Genomic DNA, 23,094 nt, shown 5'->3' on the forward strand with positions numbered 1-23,094 from the left:
ATTGCTTTAAAATTGGGGGTCGAATGATCAAATGCTATTGATCTATATTATTGGTTTCATCATGGCACTGGGACTTGCGCTGTTATTGACACCGCTCGTCAAGAAATTTGCTGTGAAGGTTGGAGCCGTCGATGTGCCGAATGCCCGAAAGGTACATACCCGAATTATGCCGCGTCTTGGCGGTCTGGGGATTTTCCTGGCATTTCTTTTGTCCTTATTGGCGATTTTGCCTTTTGTGCCTGAAGGATTGCTGTCCTCAAGGGATATTAACTTTATCGCAGCCTTTCTAATTGGCGGAACGTTGATTACATTGATTGGTGCCCTCGATGATCGTTTTGATCTTAATGCAAAATTGAAATTTTTGGCTCAAATTGCCGTTGCGTGTATGGTTGTATTTGCTTTTGATATTCGTGTTGATTTTGTGAACGTGCCTTTTCAGGATGCATACTCTTCTTTGGAAAGCTGGATCTCCATCCCGCTTACAATTTTCTGGATTGTAGGTGTAACGAATGCCATCAATTTGATTGACGGTCTGGATGGACTGGCTGCTGGTGTTTCAGGAATTGCAATCGGAACGATTTTTGTAATGTCTCTTCTGATGGGCAACTATATGGTTGCTATGCTTTGCCTTGTGCTGCTGGGTAGCATTATCGGATTTCTATTTTTTAACTTTCATCCTGCAAAAATATTTATGGGTGATACAGGATCTCTATTTTTGGGCTTCTGCCTGGCGATGCTGTCGATGCTTGGATTCAAACAGATCGCTATTGTATCGTTTATTACGCCATTGATCATTATCGGCGTACCTTTGTCAGATACATTCTTTGCAATCATTCGTCGCAAGTTGCAGAAAAAACCGATTTTCTCACCAGACAAAGGTCATTTACATCACTGTCTGCGTGAATTGGGCTTTAGCCACAGACAGACCGTATTGATTATTTACGCTATTGCTGCATTTTTCGGTGTATTAGCCGTGATTCAATCATATGCTGCGCTTAATGAAGCGAACTGGGTTATCTTTGTCGTGATATGTATAATGATGTTCTTCTTACAGATCGGCGCCGAGGTTATTGGTCTTGTCGGCAAAACCAAACGTCCGGTGATTAACACCCTGATTCGGTTGCTGGCTAAGCCAGATTCCCAGACTCGGTCGAAATTATAATTTTTTATTTTAAAAGTAAGTCTTCAAGCTTGGCGGTATACCGCGGGTTTGAGGGCTTTTTTGTTCTTCGTTATGAAAAAAACTCCCTCCTTTTTTGCGTATTTACTAATTTTTTGTATGTTCGCTACCGATAAAAAAAGTATTGAATGATTACGTGCCCCAAGGTGCGACAGAATCAAAGGAGGACAATGATTTGAAACGATTGCTATCCATGTTGCTGACGGTTGGTCTCATCATTGGCTTGGTGCCGGCGGCCCTGGTAGGTACGGCTCATGCTGCGACGGGAACTTATTTTATTTTTCCAAATGAGAAATACGACGCGGATTCGGCCAGAGTGGTGAACACCGACCGTGTTACAGTTAATGGTACGATTAATGGAGTGAACGGAAGCACCATTTCCTATAGTGTATTCCAGCTCTCCAAAAATGGAACGACCTACACCGAGGTTAATAAAAATGAGAGCCAAAAGGGCGGAATTACGGTCGCTGGTTCCACGCTTAAAATTACAGACATTAAACTCTTTCCTGGTTTGAACCGAATTACGTTCCAAAGCAGCCAAAATTCGGCTGATATGAAGGATTCTATTTATATTGAGTATCAGGACGGACCCAAGCTCTACGATTTGTCTGCAACGTTAAATGGCGAAACAGAGCAATTGATTGAGAACCAAACAACTGTTTTGACTGATGCAAAGAATAGTGGTACGGATGACGTCAAAGTAGTTATTCAAGGTACAGCGCCCAACGCTGACAATGTAACGCTGACGTCTGCAAAAAGTAGTAACACATATACTGTTAATAGCTACACAGGCTATAAATTAACAGGTAGTGTCGTACTCAGCCCTGGTAAAAACGTAGTGACTATCAAAGTAGGTAATGGCACTCAGGCCCTTACGGTTACACGCGAAATTACAATTTATACAGGAAAACCTGAATTTTCTGATTTGAATTTGAATAAGGATGGCAACGTGTCTACGGATCTGACCACTTCACCAGACTTTACGGTGGCAGACACCAGCGGAATTGTTTTAAAAGGTAAAGTGTTAGTCCCAGGGGGGGCTTCCGATCCGAAGGTGGCTACCATTAATGCACGGTTTATTGATGTAAGCAACAACGGTAGCGCTGTTGGTAGTACCAGCGGTGTAGATGCTACGATTGATACGGCTAATGTGACAACTTCAAATGGCTATAGAGTGTATCCATTTCAGGTGAATGTACCTACTGATGCTGTCATTGATCATGTAACTGGAGCGTTTCTGGGGTTAACTTTTGATGATAGTAGTACACCTCCAGCGGCATATCCTGTGCAATTTACATTGCGCAGCAGCACACAACCTTATATTGATGATGTTAATTACCTTTCCGATTTTAATGTTCAATTGTTGAACAGAATCAATGGGTCTGGATCAGATCAAACGACAGCTATAGCAGAAGCCCAAAAGTTGTCCGGTAATTCTATGAAAAATAAAACCACAGATGCGCCGTCTGTTCCTGTAGGTTTGGAATTTATCGTGGTTAACGGGGCTCCAACTTCGATTAGTGAGCTTTCCGGCGTAACTGTACACACGGTAGGTTCACCTCAAGATGTGGTTAGGACGATTAATGGTAAGTCAACACAGGTGAAGAAAATTGTTGCTTACATTGACTCCCTGCCAAAAGAGGGCACAAACGCACTGAATTTTTACCTGAATGGAGACTCGACCAAATTGATCAAAGCGACAGTGAATCTGTTGCAGGGTCCATTCATGAAATACGATACGATTTATGACGGACAACAAATTCCGTTGAATACATCTAGCGCAAACTTGAATACCTATAAATTAACCCAATTGGGCTACTTTAAAGGTAAACTGCTCGACGTAAGTAATGCATCAGATATTCATTACACAGGCAGTAACCGAAATGTATTCCTGTATGTAAACAATGTATTGGTTGATCTGGATGGCACAGGAGTGAACTTTAAGCTCGCTTCATCCTCCGAGAATGCGGCAGCTAATGCACTGGCGAATGGGAATAATGAAATCAAGTTTGTATACAAACCGGGTATTGAGTACGCCAATACAGTAAAAGTAAACTTTACACAAACGAATATACCGGTAATTCCTGTTGCAAACACACAAGGTATTATTCCGTTTTCTCCAGTTAGCGGACTAAGCAGTGCGCCGAAATACAGCGAAATTGCACCAAAATCCAAAGATGCTAATTTCAAAAAAGTGGATGACACGAATTACACTACATCCCTGAAAAATATCAATGTTTTTGGTACCTTTAGCATTGCTGATTTGGGAACTGCAAACCAGGTACCGAGTGCGTTAAGCGACATCACCAATAAAGACCAATATATTTTGGAGATTAAAGGATCTGACGGCAGTGAGGTCAACTGGACTCTTAATAATCAGTTCTACTCAGCCGAAGATGCCAAGACAGTGTACAATTCCGGTTCTACTACGGATAAATTCAGCAGCAAAGATTTAAAGGATCTGCTGGTTTATTATCATCCGGATAAGAAGTATTTCAGCTTTGTACTGAAAAACCAAACGATTCCACAAGATGGAACAGCAGTAGCCTACAATATTACCTTGTACAACAGTGGTAAAAGCGGACCATTTGCAACGTTCCGATTGCAAGTATCCGGCCAATCCACATCTTTTGATATTTTGCGTCCACTCCCTGAAAAGAGAATCGTGAATCAAAACTTTGTGCAAGTTGTAGTGAACGCAGGTAATGCAGATAGTGTTATGGTAGGTAAGGAAACAGCGGTTCAAGAGGGATTTGACTCTGACTATGATGGCACCATTGATTATCCTTCAACATACAAAGCCATCGTTACAGGGCTGAAACCTAATAAAGACAATAAAATTGATGTAGTGGTTACGGTAGGTAAGGACAAACAAAAACAAACCATTACCGTAAAATATGTGCCTACTAATATTCCTGGCGAGCAGTTTATGGAAGCCATGAAGACATCACACAAAGTGTTTGATGGTAATCTTACACTTGCTTTTGCCAAGGGGACGAGCCTGATTCGTCGAGATTATGATCAGCCTCAGCAATTCAAAAACCAGGTCTTCTCCGGACACACTTTGTATTTTGCGATAGCGAACAGCGAAGATGGTGTCGTGGACCGACATGAGTTTGAAACTGAAAAGGCATTATCGGACATGCAGAGCTTGATCGCAGATGGAAGTAAATATTTTAATAGAGATTTTCCAGATCGTTATACCAAATCAAGTCCTGTATTCTGGATTGACCCAGGTGTAGCAGATGATATCAAAACAGATGCGTATGATCCTGTAACTTACGGTGCTGATCCATACCAACTGGCCAATAAGTCACAAAACGACAGTAGCAAGATCAAAAACTTCTACTGGCGTGACCCAGCCAATGAACTGGTACCTTCTAAGCGTGCTACATTAACGCTGACGTATGATAGCAGTATCGCTCAGGATGCAGGGAAACAAATGACGGTGTTCTATTTTGATTCTGATCTCAAAGACTGGCAGAACATTGGCGGTGTTGTAGATCCGAAGAAACATACCATTAAAGTACCGTTTGATCGTTTCGGCTACTATGTAGTTGCCAAGGTTGGAGAAACGTATAGTGATGTTATTAAACACAAATACGCGAGAGACTATATCGAGGCCATTTTGGCTAAGGGTGTCATGAATCCGATTGATCCAATTAACAGCTTTGGACCTGACAGCTACATTAAAAGAGGCGAATTTACTACGATGATGGTCAAAGGCTTGCAAATTCCACTTAACTACAGTGGTGCGAAGCATTTTGACGATGTGTCAGTTTCAAATGCAATGTCAGCAGATGCCCTTTATGATTATCGCTATATCGAAACGGCTGCACGCGCCGGTATTGTAAAAGGTTCGCAACCGAGAATCTTTATGCCGGAAGATGTCATCACACGTCAAGATGCTGCGGTCATCATTGCCAAAGCATTGAATTTGAAGCTGGAAACAGATCATGACAAGATCATGAAGAATCTGTCTAAAACCTTTAAAGATGCGGACAAAATTGATTACTATGCGCAAGCATCTGTGTTGGCTATTGCCAAGAAGGGCTTTATCACAGGTTCACCTGTTGATGCCAGCGATCCCAAAAAAGGATATATGTTTAATCCTACATCCCTGACCTTGCGTGGTGATGCAGCCATTATTGTAGCTAAAGTTATGGCTGATAAAAAGCTACTTCCTAAGATCTAGATCCTTAAAAAACTGAATTTATCGAACATCCCTCCATGTGAAATTGGAATTCCCTTTCATATACATGAGAGGGATGTTTTTTAGAAATCAGCTATTTGACTGGGATTAAGGGCCTATGCCATAATAACAATGAGCAGAAAATTACAGGTGAGGATCACGCCGTTTTTTGTTCTGTAATCCTAATGAGAGCCTGTAATTTAAATGCTTTTTTTTAAGTGTTTATCTCAAAATGTGTTTATTATTTTTTTATATGTTTTTTTTGCGCATTTATCTGAAACTTTACGCCTATTTCATCGTAGTAGAGGATTAGTGTGCTTAAATATTACATAGAGAAATGAGTGGGGAGTGATGAGATGTCTCAGTTTTCAATACGCCGTCCTGTAACAGTATTTATGTTAATTATTGCTTTGTTAATCGGGGGCGGTATTTTTGCGTTAAGGCTTCCTGTCGAGCAGATGCCGGATATGAAGCTGCCTATCGCTGTGGTAGCGACCAGTATTCCGAACTCGACACCGACAGAAGTTGAGGAATTGGTGACCAAACCTATTGAAAAGAGTCTGGCTTCTATTGAGAATGTGGATACGATCCAGTCCGAATCTTCAGAAGGAACATCTATGGTCATAATTCAATTTAATTGGGGAGTAGATATAAATCAGGCAACCCTCGACATGCGAGATAAAATTGATGGGGTTCGAGGCTCTCTTCCAAAGGCCGCAAATTCACCGCGCGTACTTAAATTGGATCTCAACGCAACGCCGGTTATTACGCTCTCTCTTACAGGGGACCAGGATATTAACAAGCTGAAGCCTATTGCGGAAGATATCATTGAGCCGCGTCTTGAAAGAATTTCGGGAGTAGCTTCAGTCAGCATGTCAGGTGGGCAAGAACGGCTTGTGAAGATTACCGTAGATCAGGCCAAGCTTCAAAGCTATGGCATTACGCTGGATCAAATCAGCCAAGCGCTATCGTCTAATAACGTAGCTGGTTCTGCTGGTTCGGTGTACCGAGGTAATACAGAAATCCAACTTCGGGTTCAAGGTGAATACAAAGCTGTTTCAGAAATGGGTGAAACGCCAATTCCAGTAGGGAAGGGAAGCGTTAAGCTAAAGGACATTGCGACAGTTGAAGATTCCTTGGATGAAGTTACAACCATTTCTACCTATAATGGAAAGCCAAGTATCAATATTTCTGTTACTAAAGCTACAGGGGGGAATACCCTTTCAATCGCCAATTCTGTGAAGGATAGTTTAGATTCAATACGGAAGGAATTACCTCCGGGAACTCAACTGGAGATGGTAACAGATGCTTCCAAACCCATTAGCGACTCCGTACACTCATTAATAGAGCATGCTATATTGGGGCTTATTATCGCAGCCATTGTATTGCTGTTATTTTTGAATAGTATACGTTCTACTATTATTGCTTCTATCGTTATTCCAATTTCTTTCGTAGCAACGTTTATGATGATGTATTTCACCGGACAAACTATTAATGTTATTTCACTGAGCGGTTTGCTTCTGGGGTTAGGATCCTTTGTCGACTTTGCCGTTGTTATTATTGAGAATATATTTAGGCAGCGACATGAAGGGAAAAGCATGCTACAAGGGGCTATTGATGGCTCCAAGCAGGTGGGTAATGCCGTTATGGCATCTGCACTTGCGCAGATCGTAGTATTTTTACCAGTTGTTTTTGTTGACGGAATTGCGGGAGTTCTATTTAAACCGCTGGCATTAACTGTTATTTTTTCTCACATTGCAGCTTTGGTGGTTTCTCTTCTGATTGTTCCAATGCTCGGCTCACGTTGGTTACCTACCATACCGGATGAATCAATATACTCTTCAGGTACTTATAAAGGTATAAACCCTATTGTGTGGTTTAATATTGGCTTCGAGAAGTTTAAGGGTGGCTATCGACGTATACTGAAGTGGGGAATTAACCATAGAAAATCTGTGTTAATTATTACTTTATTAATGTTCGTGGCAGCTGGGGCTCTAGTTCCTTTCGTTAAGGCTGAATTTATCCCAGCATCCGATACTGGGGAATTCACAGTTAATGTGAAACTTCCTAATGGTACGGTCTTGGAAGAAACGGAAAAGGTTGTTCAAGATATAGAAAAAGAAATTTTGAAAATTCCTGATCTGGATAAAATGACAGTGACTGTTGGTTCTGGTGGCAATTCTGCCTTTTCTGGTGCAGCTCCAACCAACTCGGCAGATCTAAGCGTAACGCTGAAGGATGGGCATCAGGCAACAGATGTTGTAGTTGATGGCCTTCGTAAGAAATTTGATAGTATTCCGGATGCAGAGATTACAATGGCGTCTACAACAGGCCTTTCAAGCGGTGCGGCTGTTAACATTAATTTAAAAGGTGACGATATTGACGTACTGAGAGAACTTTCAGACAATCTCGTTGCTGACGTGAAAAAGATACCGGGTACCGTTAATGTCAAAAGTAGCTTGAGTGCGGTTCGCGAAGAATATGAGATTACAGTTAATCGGGAGCTTGCTAGTCGATATGGCTTATCAGCAACCCAAATCTTGTCTGCAGTGAATACTTCTTTTAATGGATCAGTCGCCACAAGCTATCGTACAGGTGAAGATCAGATTGATGTGAAGATATCGTTGCCAGAGCAGAATCGCCATGATTTGTCATATCTACAAGCCTTACGGATTACCACTTCACAAGGTATTGATGTACCTTTGTCTTCAGTAGTAAGTATTGATAAACGGACTGTACCAGATACTGTTACTCGTGAAGACCAAACGCGTCAAGTGCAGATTACTGCTGATATTGGCGGAACAGGGGATATTCTTACTATTAATCAAAAATAGATGCTCTTTTGAAGAGTACTCACTTTCCAGAGGGCTACAGTGCAGATACGGGTGGCGGCCAGAATGAACAAATGTTGGAGTCCTTTACGAACTTGGCGATAGCTATTTTGCTATCTGTCGTGCTCATTTATATGGTTATGGCAGGACAGTTCGAATCGTTGCTTACACCGTTTGTTATTATGTTTTCGGTTCCGCCTACGGTAATTGGTGTGCTTATCGGTTTAGCTGTAACCGGGGCGAGTCTCAGCGTTTCAGCTTTGACGGGTTATATCATGCTCGTCGGTTTGGTCGTCAACAATGCCATTGTTATGATTGACTTTATAATTCAGCTCCGAAAAGAAGGCCAAGATCGGGATGAAGCTATTATTCATGGAGCGGCTGAGCGGTTGCGTCCAATTTTAATGACCACGCTGGCTACTGTACTTGCTTTGCTTCCAATGGCATTCGCAACAGGAAGTGGCAATGAAACACAAGCACCTATGGCAGTTGTCGTTGTGTTCGGATTGTCCTTCGCTGCTGTTATTACATTGATTCTTATTCCGGTAGTCTACGTCATGATGGATAATATGATACAAAAACGTAAGAATCGGAAAGTGAAAAGACAAGCGAAGAGAGAATTGAAAAAAGAAGCGAAACTACAAAAAAGCGTTCATATATAAGGTGAGGTGGAGAAACATAATGAATAAAAAAAGTGCTCTGATTGCTACAACTTTGCTTTTATCAGTTGCATTAGCGGGTTGCGGTGGGGGGAGGCCCCTGCCGCACCAACTACGGCGCAGCAAGCCACTCCGGTCCAGGTGGCAAAAGTGACCAAAGGTAGTATTAACGATTCAACAGGTATTATTGGAAGCTTTGCTCCCAAAGAGACGGCTCAGGTGTCTCCGAAAATTAGTGGTAAGATTCAAAGTATTAATCTTACAGTGGGGCAAAAAGTAAGCAAAGGCGACACACTATTTACTATAGATCAAAAGGATTTACAGGACGCGATTAAGCAATCTCAGGAATCGTACCAGGTTGCCTTGGCCAATTTAAAGCAGGCTGAGTCTGGCGCAGCGCAATCGGTGCAGCAGGCAGAATCCAGCGTGGATCAAGCCAAAAGTGCGCTTGTCCAGCAAGACAACACCATCACCCAAGCTCAGACCAGTCTGGTAGATGCTCAGAGTTCCGTGCGTGATGCTCAAAATACGCTCAATCGCAACCAACAGTTGTTTAGTGCGGGCGCTCTATCTCAATCCGAGTTAGAGCAGTCTCAAATAGCGCATAGAAGGGCTTTAACTGCGGTGGAGAATGCACAGATCACACTTCACAATGCACAAACGTCCAAGGAAAGTGCGCAAACAACATATAGTAATGCTCAAAAATCATTACGTCTTGCACAACAGAAAACGGGCATTGACGTAGCTCGTGCTTCTGTCAATCAAGCTAAGTCCAGTTTAGACACGGCACGTAGTCAACTGGTGGATGCTGTAGTCAAAGCTCCAATTTCCGGCACGATATCGGTAGTAACAGGAACCCAGGGGCAAATGGTTAGTGCACAATCCGCGGTTGCTACAATAGCGAATACCAATCCTATTATTACTAAAGTCAACGTTTCTGAATCTGAGCTTCTTAAGTTGCAGGTGGGTTCATCTGTGACTGTAGGTGTGGACTCCTTAGATAAGCGAATTGAGGCCAGAGTATCGGCCGTCAATCCAGTAATGGATAATGATCTCAAGGCCTATCCTGTCGAGATTTCGGTTCCTAATGGTTCAGGTGAATTAAAATCAGGGATGGTTGTGACTGTATACATGAAATCAGAAGCTCCTAAAAACATTTTGGTATCGCAGGATGCCATTACGGAGCAGGCAGGGAAAAAGTATGCTTATGTAGTGGAAGGAACTGTGGCTAAGCGGGTAGAAGTGCAGACAGGCCAGGAAAGTGCCAAACAGGTTGAGGTAACCAAGGGGCTTGCTGAAGGACAAAATGTTGTCGTTAAGGGAGTTAGTCTGCTTACGGATGGCGCGAAGATTAATGTAGTGAAGTAATTTGTCTCGGCTATATTTACAGTAAATCACTTGTTACTCCGTCATTCCTACTACTTAAAGTGTATTAGAGTATTAGATTTCAAGGGAATCTATAGTCTTTATGTACTTTATATATTCTATGGGTAATTCTTAACGAATATACTCCATTAAAGACTGGCTTAAATGTACGGAAATAATCCTTGTACATTTAAGGCTGAGAAGGTAAAAGTTGTAGGATGACGGAGGAACAGGTTCAATAGTATAATTATGACTGTAGGGAAGCGGAGTACATATTCAAAAAAAATAAAATTTTTTTTGAAACGGACGCAACTTTTTGAACCCATGCTACGTCTAATTGGGTGAGTATGAAACAAAGGGGTACAAAAGCGTAAAGACATAATTCGCTAAAAAAATTCTTTACGACATTGTCATCACATTGTATAATACTGGAGTACGTCATAAATGGACGCTTTCTTTCAACTAGATTCCAAGCTTCTGTGATATTGTCACAGATATCATTTTATAAGGGTTCTCATAAAGCTCGGAAAGGAGGTGTAACGACTGATGAGTGACAAGATCCGACAAAAAGACAAAAATAATATTTCTGGTTATATTCAAGGAGGAGAAAAAAAGGTTATGACAAAGTTTAATAAAAAAATGATCAACGTGCTGGCAACAGCAACATTGGTTGCTGGTGTTGCAGCTCCAATCGCAGCACTGACTGCACCAACTGCAGTTCATGCATCTTCCAGCTATACTTCACTGAGCACTCCAAGTATCAACTCAGACCAACAAAATAATGCTGTTTTGGGTAGAGCGAAAGTAAGTATTAGCCAAGCTTCTATTGCTAGCGGTGCTTCTTTCACTATTACTTTGCCTAAAGGCTTTGATTTTGGTAAATCCGGAGATCTTCAGGTTGGCCGTGCTACTTCCGCTACTGACGCTACTTATGGCTTGGGTGTATATCTTGATCCACAAGATAACTCTGATTCGGACAACATTCCAGCTACTGGCTATAATGAAGCTACTGCATTGAAAGTTGAGAAATTGACTGATAACTCTGCAAAAGTAACACTGAACTTTGATAACTCCAAAGATACTGCTGATGTATATCTGAACTTTGCCAACATCAATGTAAGTGGACCTAGCAATGGACCTGTAAAAGCTACAATTGATGCTTCTTCCCTAAGTGGTTTGACTAGCGGTGAAGTTACAATTGCAAACGTAGTATCTTCCGGTCAAGTATCTTTGTCTGCTGCGGATACTGTTTCTAACACAGACAACTTCACTGCGACGTTGAAAGTGAAAGAACAAACAGCAGGTGCTTTGGCTAACAATAATAACATCAAATTGAAATTGCCTAGCGGTTTTAAATGGAATGCTCCAGGAAGTGCTAGCATCCTCTTTGGGGATATCGCATCTGGTGATGTAGTTTCTAAAGTCGATGGTGACACTCTGACTTTGTCTTTGAAAACAAAAAGTAGTAAAGAAACAACATTTAACCTGCCTTTGAGCTTCTACGTTGACGATGAAACTAACGCTAAAGAAGGCGATGTTACTGCTAACATCTCCGGTAACACAACTACTGACGTTAGCTCTCTCATAGTTGGTAACTATGGTCAAATCGGCGGGGGCGTTTCTGTAGCTACTCCAACGACAATCCTTGCTGGTCATGACGAGCAAAAAATCGGTGACATCGTAATTAAAGAAAAAGTTGCTGGTTCTTTCGTTAACAACCGTACTGTAACATTGCGTTTGCCTGAAGGTGCTCGTTGGCAGTCTACTTTCGAAAGTAACACTCCAGGAAGTAACTTTGCTGGATCTTTCGAAAACACTAACGGCTTGGGTGGAGCAGATGTGTCTTATACAGATTCCGACAAACGTACTTTGAGATTGACTTTCAAAAACGTTAACAGTTCTAAAGATCCAGGTACTTTGAAACTGAAAAACGTTGAAGTTGCAACGCAACCAGGTTTCTCCGGCGATCTGAACGTTGATGTTGCTGGTAGCCAAGGTCTGAGCGGTTCTGTTAAGGTTGCAACTGTGAAACAAGCAGTTACTCTGGCTGCTGCTTCCAAACCAACCCTGACAATCGGTCTGGGCGACCAACAAGTTGGCGACATCACAATTACTGAAGCAGCTAAAGAAGCTTTCGTTAAGAAAGATGGCAGCCGTGAAGTAATCTTGGAATTGCCAACAGGCGTACGTTTTGCTGCTACTCCAGAAGTTAAAGTAACAGCTGGTGACGTTAAAGTGAAGAGCGTGTCCACTGATACTTACGGCGAAAGCAACAAAGGCCGTCTGAGCTTCTACATCGATAGCGAAAGTGCTACACCAAGTACAATCACAATCTCGGCTCCTAAGCTGACTGTTGACCGTACTGTAGCTCAAGGCGACATCGTTGCTAAGCTGAAAGGTAGCGCTGTTTCTTACACTGCATACAAAGGCGCAACTGACAACACTCAAAACTGGAAAGACAATAACACTGCAGCTGCTGAAGTAGCAATCGCAACTGTTGGAACTCCAGCTCCAGGTGCTACTAAATCCAAAGCTGTATTCACACTGGGAAGCACTGCTTACACTGTGAACGGCGAATCTAAAACAGCTGATGTGGCTGCTTATGCTGAAAACGGACGCACTTACTTGCCAGTACGTTATGCAGCTGAAGCTCTGGGTGTATCCCCACAAAACATCCTGTTTGACAAAGCAACTTCCACAGTTACCTTGATTAAAGGTGACCGCGTTGCTCAAATCAAACTGAACACTAACCTGTTGACTATTAACGGTTCTGTGGTTCGTATGGACGTTAAAGCTGTAACTAACAAAAACCGTACTGTACTGCCTATCTTCTGGGTGAGCAGAGCGCTGGATGCATCCATCAACTATGATGCAACTGCGAAAACAGTAACTGTTGAAAACAACAACTAATTTAAGAGCAACTCTTTTGAGTTAACTGAATTAGATGAGAAGAGGGTTCCTTTTGGAGCCCTTTTCTTTTATTAGTCATATTGACAAAGGAGAGAAATTATGAAACGTTTTGGAGTAGCGGTACTTTCTACATTGGTTCTTTCTTCTGCATTTGCCAATCTTGCGGGAGCTGAAGCAGGTGATATAAAAGTTATTATTAACGGTGTAACCCAGCAATATACGCAAGCTCCTGTTGTTAGTCAAAATACAACCTTGGTACCTCTTCGTGGAGTTTTCGAAAGTTTGGGAGCGCAAGTGGATTGGGATAGCAAAGCTAAAAAAGTAACGGCATCTAAAAATGAGGATACATTGACTTTGAATGTGGGTTCTAAGCTTGCATATAAAAATAGTGCTCCTGTACAACTGGATGCAGCTACTCAAATCCAGAAGGGTCAAGTACTCGTTCCTTTACGCTTTGTGAGCCAATCATTAGGCGCCAAAGTAAATTGGGATAAGACTACACGAACAGTGACCATTTCAAATCAAGTAGATGGAAGTACTACTGGTGAAACCAATAGTTTGTCCAGTAAGCCTTTCACAGCTCCTGTGACTAAAGTTACTTATGATACCTACTATAATGATTCTTTGACCTATGATGATGCAGTTAAACTAGCTGTAGCTGATAGTACTTCAGTTAAAACAGCGGAAACTAATATTGATCAATCTGGTAAAATTATGAAAGAGACGGGAAAGAATATTGATTTTGTTCCTGCAGAAGCCGGTGATGAAGGACAAGATAAAGCTTTTAAAGGATATGCTCAAACCAACCTTAACTACGAGGCTGCAAAAAAGAATTTGGACATGACTAAGGAAGGTATTCAATACAACGTGAAGGATCTTTATAACAAGCTTCTTCAAAAGCAAAATGCCGTTAAGCTGGCTGCTTTAAATATTGAAGATGCTGAGCGCAAGCTTAAAGTTGCACAAATTAAAAGAGATAATCAAATGTCAAGTGACTATGAGGTTACACAAGCAACCAATCAGTTAACTCAGAATCAAGCTGCTTTAGAAAAGGCTAAAAAAGATCTGGATAGTGCTTATGTATCACTGAATCAAGTGATTGGCTACAAACCAGAGCAACGTTATGAATTGAAGGATAAGCCTGTCTATTCTGAATTTAAAGATAATGTGGAAACTAAGGTGAGCCAAGTACTTACTAGCAGCACTGCTATTTGGTTAAGTGAACAAAAAGTAGATTTAGCTGAATTGAGCTTGAAGCTCTACAATTTTAGTACACCAGGAAATACAACATACGAGGCTGAACAGCTTAATGTAGAGAAGGCTCAGTATGCTACAGAGGGCACGAAGAGACAGCTTGAAGAAGCTGTAAGAACGCTTTACAACAACATTAAAGGATTGGAAAGTCAATATTCTCAAATTCAAGCTGGCTTGGTAAGCGCTAGAAGTGCAGCCGATATGGCTAAAAAGCAATTTGATGTTGGCTTGGCTACTGAGCTTCAGGTTTATGAGGCTAATCTGAAAGTGACTACTGCTGAACAGCAAGCTGAAGATCTGGTTACAAGTATTGATACATTGAAGATGGCTTATGAAAAACCATGGGTTTTACAAGGTGCAGCTTCTGGAGCAGGCCAATAACTACGAATACAAAAGTATTTTCACAATGCATTAACGTGCTGTAGGAGGATTTACATGAAACCACGCTACAAAGTATCGCTGGCAGCAGTTTTGCTTGGAGGAGGGATAGTTGCAGGCTCCTTAATGAACAACTCGGTTAATGGAGCCTCCAGCTCTGGGCAACCGGGAACAGCTGACGATCCAGTTGTAACCAAAAGCTATGTTGATCAAAAAATTGCTCAGGCTCTCAAAGGTGGAACGACAACCAATACCAGTAGTAGTAAGACAACTAGTTCAGCAGCTTCTTCTACCACAAACACTACTTCTAACGCCACGACATCTGGAGCTTCTAGCCCAGGAAAAGTTCCTACAGCGGAACAGACCGAGGAATTGAAGGTTGTTGATGTAAAACCTGGTCAAAAGCTGATTGCCAAAGCTGGATCGGAGTTTATTTTACGTAACGGGTATGCTGTTGTTTATAGTATGGATGCCAGTGGAGCTATTGATATCACTTCCGGAACGGAAATTGTTCATAATCAAGCCGTTGAGAAAAATCATTTACTATCCTTTCCTAGAGAAGGAAGAGGTATTCAGGTAAAGGAAGGCCAGAAGTTTGGCCTGGTCGTCATGGTACGTGGCGGTTACACTCTCCAATAGGTTGTATGGTGGAATGTTCTTTTTCGTAAATACTGCTTGGGATAGCAAATTGTTCTTGGCTAATCTGGCTCCAAACGCTGCACACTAACTTCATGAAAGAAAATACAATTGATGGAGGTGTGTACGATGGCGTCAAGAGGCCAGAGACGATTGATTCCCGAAAGCCGTGCCAGATTACATGATCTGAAGTATGAAATTGCTGCTGAGTTTGGGCTTCCTGTTTATAATCCCCAATATGCACATGTAATTCCTAGTGTAGACAGTGAGTTTGCTGCTGAGTTGGGCGAATTTAAAGGAAGCGCAAATGTGGAGTGGCGCGATTTGACTTCAAGACAGAATGGCTCTGTGGGCGGCGAAATTACCAAGCGATTGGTGCAATCTGCCGAACGCAGCTTGTCTGAATTTGGTACCTTGTAAACTGCAATAATTTTACTGATTTTGAGGTGCAGTTGTTATAAAAAAAGGCTATTTTCATTTGGAACAGAAATTAGTTCTTATCCATTTGCCTTAGCTTCGCCTTTTGTAATTGGGCGATATGAATTGACACCTCGTTTTAAATAGGATATCATGGCATTTGAGGCTTGTACGCAACCTTTTCCTACCGGAAAAGGTTCATTTTTTGTTAATCAGGTATAGAAGTCATTTTCCGTCACATGTTGACGTGAGAGTGTCTGAATAATGCCATTGCCATGTCAGGATTTTATATATAAATCCTCATGTATTTTTAATTGTGGGAGGTTGAAATTCATGTCTGTAAAAGGCCGTCATTTGTTTACGTCTGAGTCCGTAACAGAAGGTCATCCGGATAAAATCTGTGATCAGATTTCTGACGCCGTATTGGACGCCTTTTTGGCTAATGACCCTAATGCACGGGTAGCGTGTGAAGTATCGGTAGCTACTGGTCTTGTTCTCGTCATTGGTGAAATCAGCTCCAAATCGGAATACGTGGATATTCCATCCATTGTACGCAATACGATTAAGGAAATTGGCTATACACGTGCGAAATACGGCTTTGATTATAATACTTGCGCTGTATTAACTTCTTTGAATGAACAATCGCCGGACATCGCTCAAGGGGTTAACGCTGCCCTGGAAAGCCGTGATCCTGCTGAAGTAGATAAAGAAACGGAAAACATTGGTGCAGGCGATCAAGGGCTGATGTTTGGTTTTGCCACAAATGAAACACCTGAGCTGATGCCGTTGCCAATCGCGATGTCTCACCGTATTGCACGTCGTTTGGCTGAAGTGCGCAAGGATGGAACACTAAAATACCTTCGCCCGGATGGCAAAACGCAAGTAACGGTAGAGTATGAAAATGGCAAACCAGTTCGTATTGATGCCATTGTAGTTTCTACACAGCATGCAGAAGATACTACATTAGAGCAAATTCAGGCAGATATCAAGGAAAAGGTTATTTTGCCAGTTGTTCCTGCAGAATTGTTGGACGAGCAAACCAAGTATTACATTAATCCTACAGGGCGCTTTGTTATTGGCGGACCTCAAGGGGATGCAGGTCTGACAGGCCGCAAAATTATTGTTGATACGTATGGCGGTTATGCACGTCATGGCGGGGGAGCATTCTCGGGTAAGGATCCGACCAAAGTAGACCGTTCCGCTGCTTACGCTGCCCGTTATGTAGCGAAAAACCTTGTTGCAGCCGGATTGGCAGATAAAGTAGAAATTCAGCTTGCCTATGCTATTGGTGTAGCTACGCCGGTTTCGATTAGCGTCGATACATACGGTACGGGTAAAGTAAGCGATGAGAAAATCGTTGAACTGATTCGTAACAATTTTGATCTTCGCCCCACAGGTATCATTCGAATGCTGGATCTGCGTCGTCCAATTTACAAGCAAACGGCTGCTTACGGTCACTTTGGTCGTACAGATCTGGATGTGCCATGGGAGAGCATAGACAAAGCTGACGCTCTGAGAGTGCAAGCCGGTCTGTAATTTCTCATATGCTATCAAATATAAGCAATAACCAAAAAAAGACTGTCTCATGATTTACATGAGCAGTCTTTTTTGATGTATTCTACAAGCTAAGTTGTGAATAGCTGTGATGAATTTCTAAGCGCCTACTACTCTGTTGGGGGTGCAAGATTCAACAGCTTTTGGAGCAAATGACAGACCTTTTGCAGATCCTTACGCTGTTCCAAATATGAAAACAGAGCTTTTAAAAGACCCGTTTGGGGATTCGCCTTCAAAGCTTCTTCTTTTAATAAGGCGGCAATTTGCAGATACTCCTGTTTTTCTTCCTTTGAACTCCATGAAGACAGCAGTATACTGTCTTCCAGAGAGTGGAGAAGGCCGTTAATCTGGCGGCCTTGATCAAAGGGATTGCTTAGAGTACTTTCAGGTAACCAGCCCTGCCTGCTCCAGAACAAATGAGGGGCGGATTCACCTCTATTCAGGTTGGCTACCAAGGAATGAGATAAGAAGATGATGAATTGCGCAAGCTGCTCAACCGTTTCATCATTCATCCGATCCGCAAAGAAGCGAATGTATTCAAATACAACACTCTTGAGCACAAAGGTTATATCCCAAGCGTGATCTTCAATCGCCGGTCCGAAAACATCAATCAGACAGTCACGTACCCATTTGTACAGCTTGTATTCATGTTGCTCGAAGGCGCCATTGAGTTGCTCATTTTGAAAAATGAGCATGGATGGTTCAGGCATATCTATCATAAGATATACCTTGTTTTCAACAAGATTTTTTAAATAAAGAACGGCAAAACCGTGCAACTTAGCTTCTTTAGTAAGGTCAGGCTTGCTGTAAAGTGCCCGGATGTCTTGTTCAATGTTATTCTCCAGAATGATACACATTTCCAAAGGAAGCTCTTCTTTTCCTTGAAAATATTTATAAAAGGATGCCTTCGCCATCCCGCCTTCTTTGGCGATCTCTTCAACAGATGTTGAATAGTAGCCTTTTCTGGAAAACAGCCGAATGGCTGCCTGTAAAATATCATTTTTTTTGCTTTCCATACATACTTCCCCCTAGGGTTCAATCCGACAGTGTGTACTTCTCAGCATGCAACTACAAAGGTTGATCGTGTGTGATAACCGTGTGCTGCTGTTTTTTGAGTTGACGGCGCATTTTGTACTTGGCCATGATCATATACAATGATGGCACTACAAACAGGGTTAACAACGTCGAGAATAACAATCCGAAAATGACGGTAAACGCCAGTGGCTTAAAGAGCAGGCTACCCAGTAGGGCTAACGGAATCATACCTACAATTGCAGCCAGAGAAGTCAATAAGATGGGTCTGAAACGGGCAGTGGCTGCTTGTATCACAGCTTCTTTCAGCTCCATTCCCTCATGCCGGGCATCCTCGATGAACTCGATTAACACAATTCCGTTTCGCACTACAATTCCCGCCAGTGCGATAATTCCCATGATGCTCATAAACCCGATAGGCATACCTGTCAGAAAAATACCGATAATTCCACCTGCTGCTGCCAGGTACACTGTCGTCATAATAATAATAGGAATGGAAAGAGAATAAAATTGCATGGTGATCAAGAGTAAAATGAGCAAGACCACAACAATTGCCAGCTTTCCTAAATCCCCGAATATGGTAGACTGATCGGAGGTTTCTCCGCCCACCTCCCATTTGTAGCCCTCAGGGAACTTCATTTGTGCCAGTTTACTTTCAACATCTACCATCGCTTCGCTAGCCGTTCTTCCATTCAGATCGGCTTCTACCGTAATCGTCCGTTCCATATTGTAATGCTTGATTTGCTGAATAGCAAATGTAGGCTTGATCTGTACGAGCTGGTTTAATGGAATCTGCTCACCAGCAGTATTTATTACACTTAATTGTTGGAAAAGCGTGCTTGGCTCCTCGTCAGTATGATTCAAATACAGTTTGATATCTACCAGACCGTTTCCCGTATCAAATTGGCTAACTTGGGCTCCTTCTTTTAATAGAAGAAGTGTACGGGTCAAATCAGTGTAGCTTACGAGGTACTGATCCATGGCCTGCTTGTTGACCTCAAGTTCCAGCGCATATCGCTCAATCCCTATATCATCCACGATCCCCGTTGTTCCATTTACAGTGGCGATCTGTTCCTTTGCTTTTTGGGCAAGGGTTTGCAGCTCATTCAGGTCCTGGCCTGAAATACGGATAGAGACGGGCTTACCCACAGGAATTCCCAGACGGGGAACATACATCGTAACCGTAACTCCAGGGTGGGACTTTTTAATGTGCTGTTCCCAGGCATCGACTGTCGTATTGAGATCAAATACATCCTCTTTGCCGATAACAGCGATCTGACCGACAATCTCGTTGTCGCTACTATCACCGCCGCCGCTGTTAATGTCACTAAACAATTGCGGAGCTGTTCCTCCAGCGCTATAGGTTACGTTAGAGGTTTCGGGTTGTTTTCTTACCCAAGCTGCAATGTCTTTGACTACCTGGTCTGTTTCTGCGATCGAAGTGCCCACAGGCATTTTTACATTTAATGCGACGTGAGGATCTTCCGATTCTGGAAACAATTCAACCCTTGTGAAAGCGACTAGTCCATATGCAGCCGTCCCGAGCATGAGTCCAACCATTGCGGTCAGCAAAGGACGCTGAATTACTTTGGGCATTAACTTTTGTGAATAGAGCTTATTTAAAGATTGAATCTGATGACCTAACAAGCCAGGTGGTTTAGGTTTTCCCTGAGGGTGACGAGCCTGTCTGCGTTTCTCATACCATTCTCGAAAAATAGGAATGATGGTGAGCGACATGATCATAGAGGCAAGCATAGTCAGGGAAACAATGGCTGGAATCGGTTTAATAAATGCACCTACATTCCCTGGAAGAAATAATAGTGGAGCGAAGGCTGAGATGGTAGCTAGTGTGGCAACTAAAATGGAAAGCATCACCTCTTTGGTGCCTTTTACTGCCGCAACGGAGGGAGATTCGCCTAATTCCGTAAGTCTGCGCTCGATATTGTCATTTACGACTACCGCGTCATCGACGAGTATACCAAGTACGATAATCAGGCCGACAACGGAAATTTGATTGAGTGTAATGCCGAACATGGGCAAAAAGATAATGGCGATCGAAACCGAAATAGGAATCGCCAGCGCGACAAAAGCAGAGGTTAGCAAATTCAAGCCCAGCATACAAACGAGAATAACGGCCGCAATCGCGAGAATCGTTTCACGTTTTAAATCGTCGAAGATATGAGTTACCTGATCTTTTTGTGCAAAAAGAGTTTCAAAGTGAACGCCTGCGGGGAGTGTCTTTTCCAGCTCTTTCAGCTTGGTATTAACCTTCTCGCTCATCGACGGGATATCGGTGCCTGTTTCTGCTCCAATGCTTAGTGTAATGGCTGGTTTACCATCTATGTAAGCAAAGTAGCCTGCTTTGGAATGTGCCAGCTCAGTCGTACCCACATCTCGTAGGTAAACAGGGTTACCCTCCTTGGTGCGTGTCAGAATGACTTGCTCTAACTCGTTGGCTTTTTCTGTTTCCCGGACAATGAGCTGATAGGTGCGCCCGTTGTATTCAATATCCCCGGTAGGAACCCGGTCAATCTGAGACTGGATCGCCTGCGCAACTTGCCCCCAGGACAGTTGGTATTGCTGAAGCTTCTGATTGTCGATATGGACTCGTACCTCTTGATCAGGAAGACCTCTGAATTTGACACTGGATATGCCAGATATGGTATTGAGCTGGTCTTTCCAGCTTGTAGTCATATCATTGAGTTGATACAGCGGTGCGACAGAGTCAGCGATCAAGGCATAGGAGCCGATAAACGAGCTTGTTAGCTTATCATTCACAACGGGTGTTTCAGCGCCATCAGGGAGATCAGCCTGTGCATCCTGCACCTTTTTACGCATATTGTCCCAAACCGTTTGGGGATCAACTCCATCTTTGGATTCGATTAAAATAGAGGAGAATCCGTTACCAGAAGTCGAATTAATCGTTTTAACGCCTTCCACTTCCTTGATGCGTTTCTCCAACTCTTTGGTTACGGTTTGTTCTACTTTTTGTGGTGAAGCACCAGGATAGACTGTTGTTACCATAGCATTCTGTATTGTGACATCCGGCATCTCCTGCTGCGGTAACTGGAAAAAACCGAAGATTCCGACTAAAATCAGCATGACAAAAAACAGCAACGTAATTTTTCGTTTTTTTACGATATACTCAATCATGGGCGTCCGCCTTCCTCCGACTGAATCGCATTTCCATCAAACAGGGTTTCTGCCCCTTTAATGACAATACGTTCGCCTTCACGAAGGCCGGATACAATTTGAAGCTGATTTTCTACGACCTGATTGCCAAGCTCCACTGGAGTTTTAACAGCTTTTCCTTGGACATCTTTGAAAATAAAAGGCTTGCTTCCCGTGTTAATGACCGCTTCGGCCGGAATGAGAATGCCGTTCTTGTCTGTCACCTGATGAGCAGCTTTAATGACCTGACCGGGTAACCAGTTTCTTTGCGGATTGGAAATGACAATCTCTACATTAACCCTACCTGTATTGGTACTCGTTGACGGATAAACGTTGGATACTGTGCCTTGACGGGTTTCCTCGTACAACATGACACTGACCTGTCGTCCCTTCTTCCAATCTCTGATTTCACTGTCCGGTACCGGAAGCAGAACCTTGAGTCGATCAATGGAGCCTATGCGATAGACTGCTTGGCCTGAAGAGACTAAATCACCTGTATTCACGATCTTATCTAAAATGACGCCGTTCACAGGAGAGATTAGACGGGTGCGTGAAAGTGCAAGTTCTGCCTGACTCTTGGCGACGAGTGCCTTTTCGTAATTGGCACTGGCTTGTTTTTTGGAAGCCGCTGCCTGTTCACTGGCTGCAAAGGCTTTGGATCTTCCAGCAAGCGCATCCTGAAAGGAAGCCTGAGCGGATTGGTGGTCTTCTGTCGTTGCTCCTTCCAGCAGGAGGGAAAGGGAGTCTTTGGCCTGTTCCAGATCTTTCAGGGCTGCTGTAGCGTTCAGACGGGCACTTTCGTTGTCCGACGCGGTGGCTGCACCTGCTTCAAATAGCTTTTGTGTGCGCTCGCTATCTGTCTTGGCCTTGGTATAAGCGCTTTGGGCCTTATCCACAGTGGCTTGGGCTTGCTGTCTCTCTTGGACACGCGCCCCCTTGTTGACCTTGCTGACATTCGCGCCCGCGCTCGCAATGCCTGCATCGGCGGATTGGATAGCGGAGGCAGCGGCTTGAAGGTTAGCCTGGGCGTTATCTATACCTGCCTGAGCCTCTTGAATCGAGGCTGCTGCCTGCTCAACCTGAAGCTTGTAGTCAGCGTCATCCAAACGAGCAATAACGGCGCCCTTCTGTACAGCAGTGCCGACAGAGAGAGAGGCACTGGCTACGGTACCTCCATTTTGAAAAGCCAGTGTGTTTTCCTCATAAGCCTGAAGCGTGCCTGACAAGTTATAGGCAGTATGGAGCGGAGAGGATTTGACGATTGCGGTACGCACAGCGACTGGCTGTGCAGCAGAGCTTAGAGCGGCATCCTCCTTCCCGGCAGAGCATCCAGCGATCGCGATGCTCAGGGATAGGGTAAGTATGATGATTGTTCGTTGTTTATTCATGATTATCAATCCTCCTGATGGGTGCATAACATTAGGTTTGAACTAGTTAGTATTATTTGAACTTATAAGTTCATGTGTATTATAGTGTGCTGATTATGCATTCGTCAATTTATAGTTTGTGTTTTAT

Annotated in this window: 10 protein-coding genes and 2 pseudogenes; 9 read left to right on the forward strand and 3 right to left on the reverse strand. The window is 43.0% G+C overall.

Going from position 1 to position 23,094, the window contains the following annotated elements; all coding sequences use genetic code 11:
• The first annotated feature begins 31 nt into the window (after window positions 1–31).
• The 9 genes and pseudogenes from ASL14_RS14955 to metK all read left to right on the forward strand — a co-directional run bounded on the left by ASL14_RS14955 (window position 32) and on the right by metK (window position 17,358).
• Entirely contained in the window at window positions 32–1,162 is a 1,131-nt protein-coding gene (locus tag ASL14_RS14955) for a glycosyltransferase family 4 protein (protein ID WP_134912176.1), read from the forward strand.
• Between the two features lie 193 nt (window positions 1,163–1,355).
• Complete coding sequence (locus ASL14_RS14960; protein WP_134912177.1) at window positions 1,356–5,375, forward strand: S-layer homology domain-containing protein; 4,020 nt, start codon at window positions 1,356–1,358, stop codon at window positions 5,373–5,375.
• Window positions 5,376–5,728: 353 nt separating this feature from the next.
• Window positions 5,729–8,865, forward strand: a pseudogene (locus tag ASL14_RS14965) (efflux RND transporter permease subunit).
• A 19-nt stretch (window positions 8,866–8,884) separates the two neighbouring features.
• Window positions 8,885–10,230, forward strand: a pseudogene (locus ASL14_RS14970) (efflux RND transporter periplasmic adaptor subunit).
• A gap of 543 nt (window positions 10,231–10,773) precedes the next feature.
• Window positions 10,774–13,137 carry a copper amine oxidase N-terminal domain-containing protein gene (locus tag ASL14_RS14975; protein ID WP_134912178.1) on the forward strand — a complete coding sequence of 788 codons (2,364 nt, stop codon included), beginning with the start codon at window positions 10,774–10,776 and terminating at the stop codon, window positions 13,135–13,137.
• Window positions 13,138–13,236: 99 nt separating this feature from the next.
• Entirely contained in the window at window positions 13,237–14,772 is a 1,536-nt protein-coding gene (locus tag ASL14_RS14980) for a stalk domain-containing protein (RefSeq protein ID WP_134912179.1), read from the forward strand.
• A 54-nt stretch (window positions 14,773–14,826) separates the two neighbouring features.
• Entirely contained in the window at window positions 14,827–15,408 is a 582-nt protein-coding gene (locus ASL14_RS14985) for a hypothetical protein (protein ID WP_134912180.1), read from the forward strand.
• 126 nt (window positions 15,409–15,534) lie between these two features.
• Complete coding sequence (locus ASL14_RS14990; RefSeq protein WP_134912181.1) at window positions 15,535–15,825, forward strand: alpha/beta-type small acid-soluble spore protein; 291 nt, start codon at window positions 15,535–15,537, stop codon at window positions 15,823–15,825.
• Window positions 15,826–16,155: 330 nt separating this feature from the next.
• Window positions 16,156–17,358 (forward strand): methionine adenosyltransferase, encoded by a 1,203-nt coding sequence (gene metK / locus ASL14_RS14995; RefSeq protein ID WP_134912182.1) that lies wholly within the window; start codon window positions 16,156–16,158, stop codon window positions 17,356–17,358.
• Window positions 17,359–17,486: 128 nt separating this feature from the next.
• Here metK and ASL14_RS15000 read toward each other — a convergent pair whose 3' ends face one another.
• The 3 genes from ASL14_RS15000 to ASL14_RS15010 are packed head-to-tail and all read right to left on the reverse strand — an operon-like array spanning window position 17,487 to window position 22,967.
• Window positions 17,487–18,392 carry a TetR/AcrR family transcriptional regulator gene (locus ASL14_RS15000; protein WP_134912183.1) on the reverse strand — a complete coding sequence of 302 codons (906 nt, stop codon included), beginning with the start codon at window positions 18,390–18,392 and terminating at the stop codon, window positions 17,487–17,489.
• A gap of 52 nt (window positions 18,393–18,444) precedes the next feature.
• A complete protein-coding gene (locus tag ASL14_RS15005; RefSeq protein ID WP_134912184.1) occupies window positions 18,445–21,561 on the reverse strand; it encodes an efflux RND transporter permease subunit in 3,117 nt (1,038 codons plus the stop codon).
• Window positions 21,558–22,967, reverse strand: coding sequence for an efflux RND transporter periplasmic adaptor subunit (locus ASL14_RS15010; protein WP_134912185.1), 1,410 nt, complete (start codon window positions 22,965–22,967; stop codon window positions 21,558–21,560). The genes ASL14_RS15005 and ASL14_RS15010 overlap by 4 nt, the downstream gene beginning before the upstream one ends.
• Window positions 22,968–23,094: the final 127 nt, after the last annotated feature.

Origin of the sequence: Paenibacillus sp. IHB B 3084 (genome assembly GCF_001447315.1) — a bacterium.
Classification (GTDB): Bacteria; Bacillota; Bacilli; order Paenibacillales; family Paenibacillaceae; genus Paenibacillus.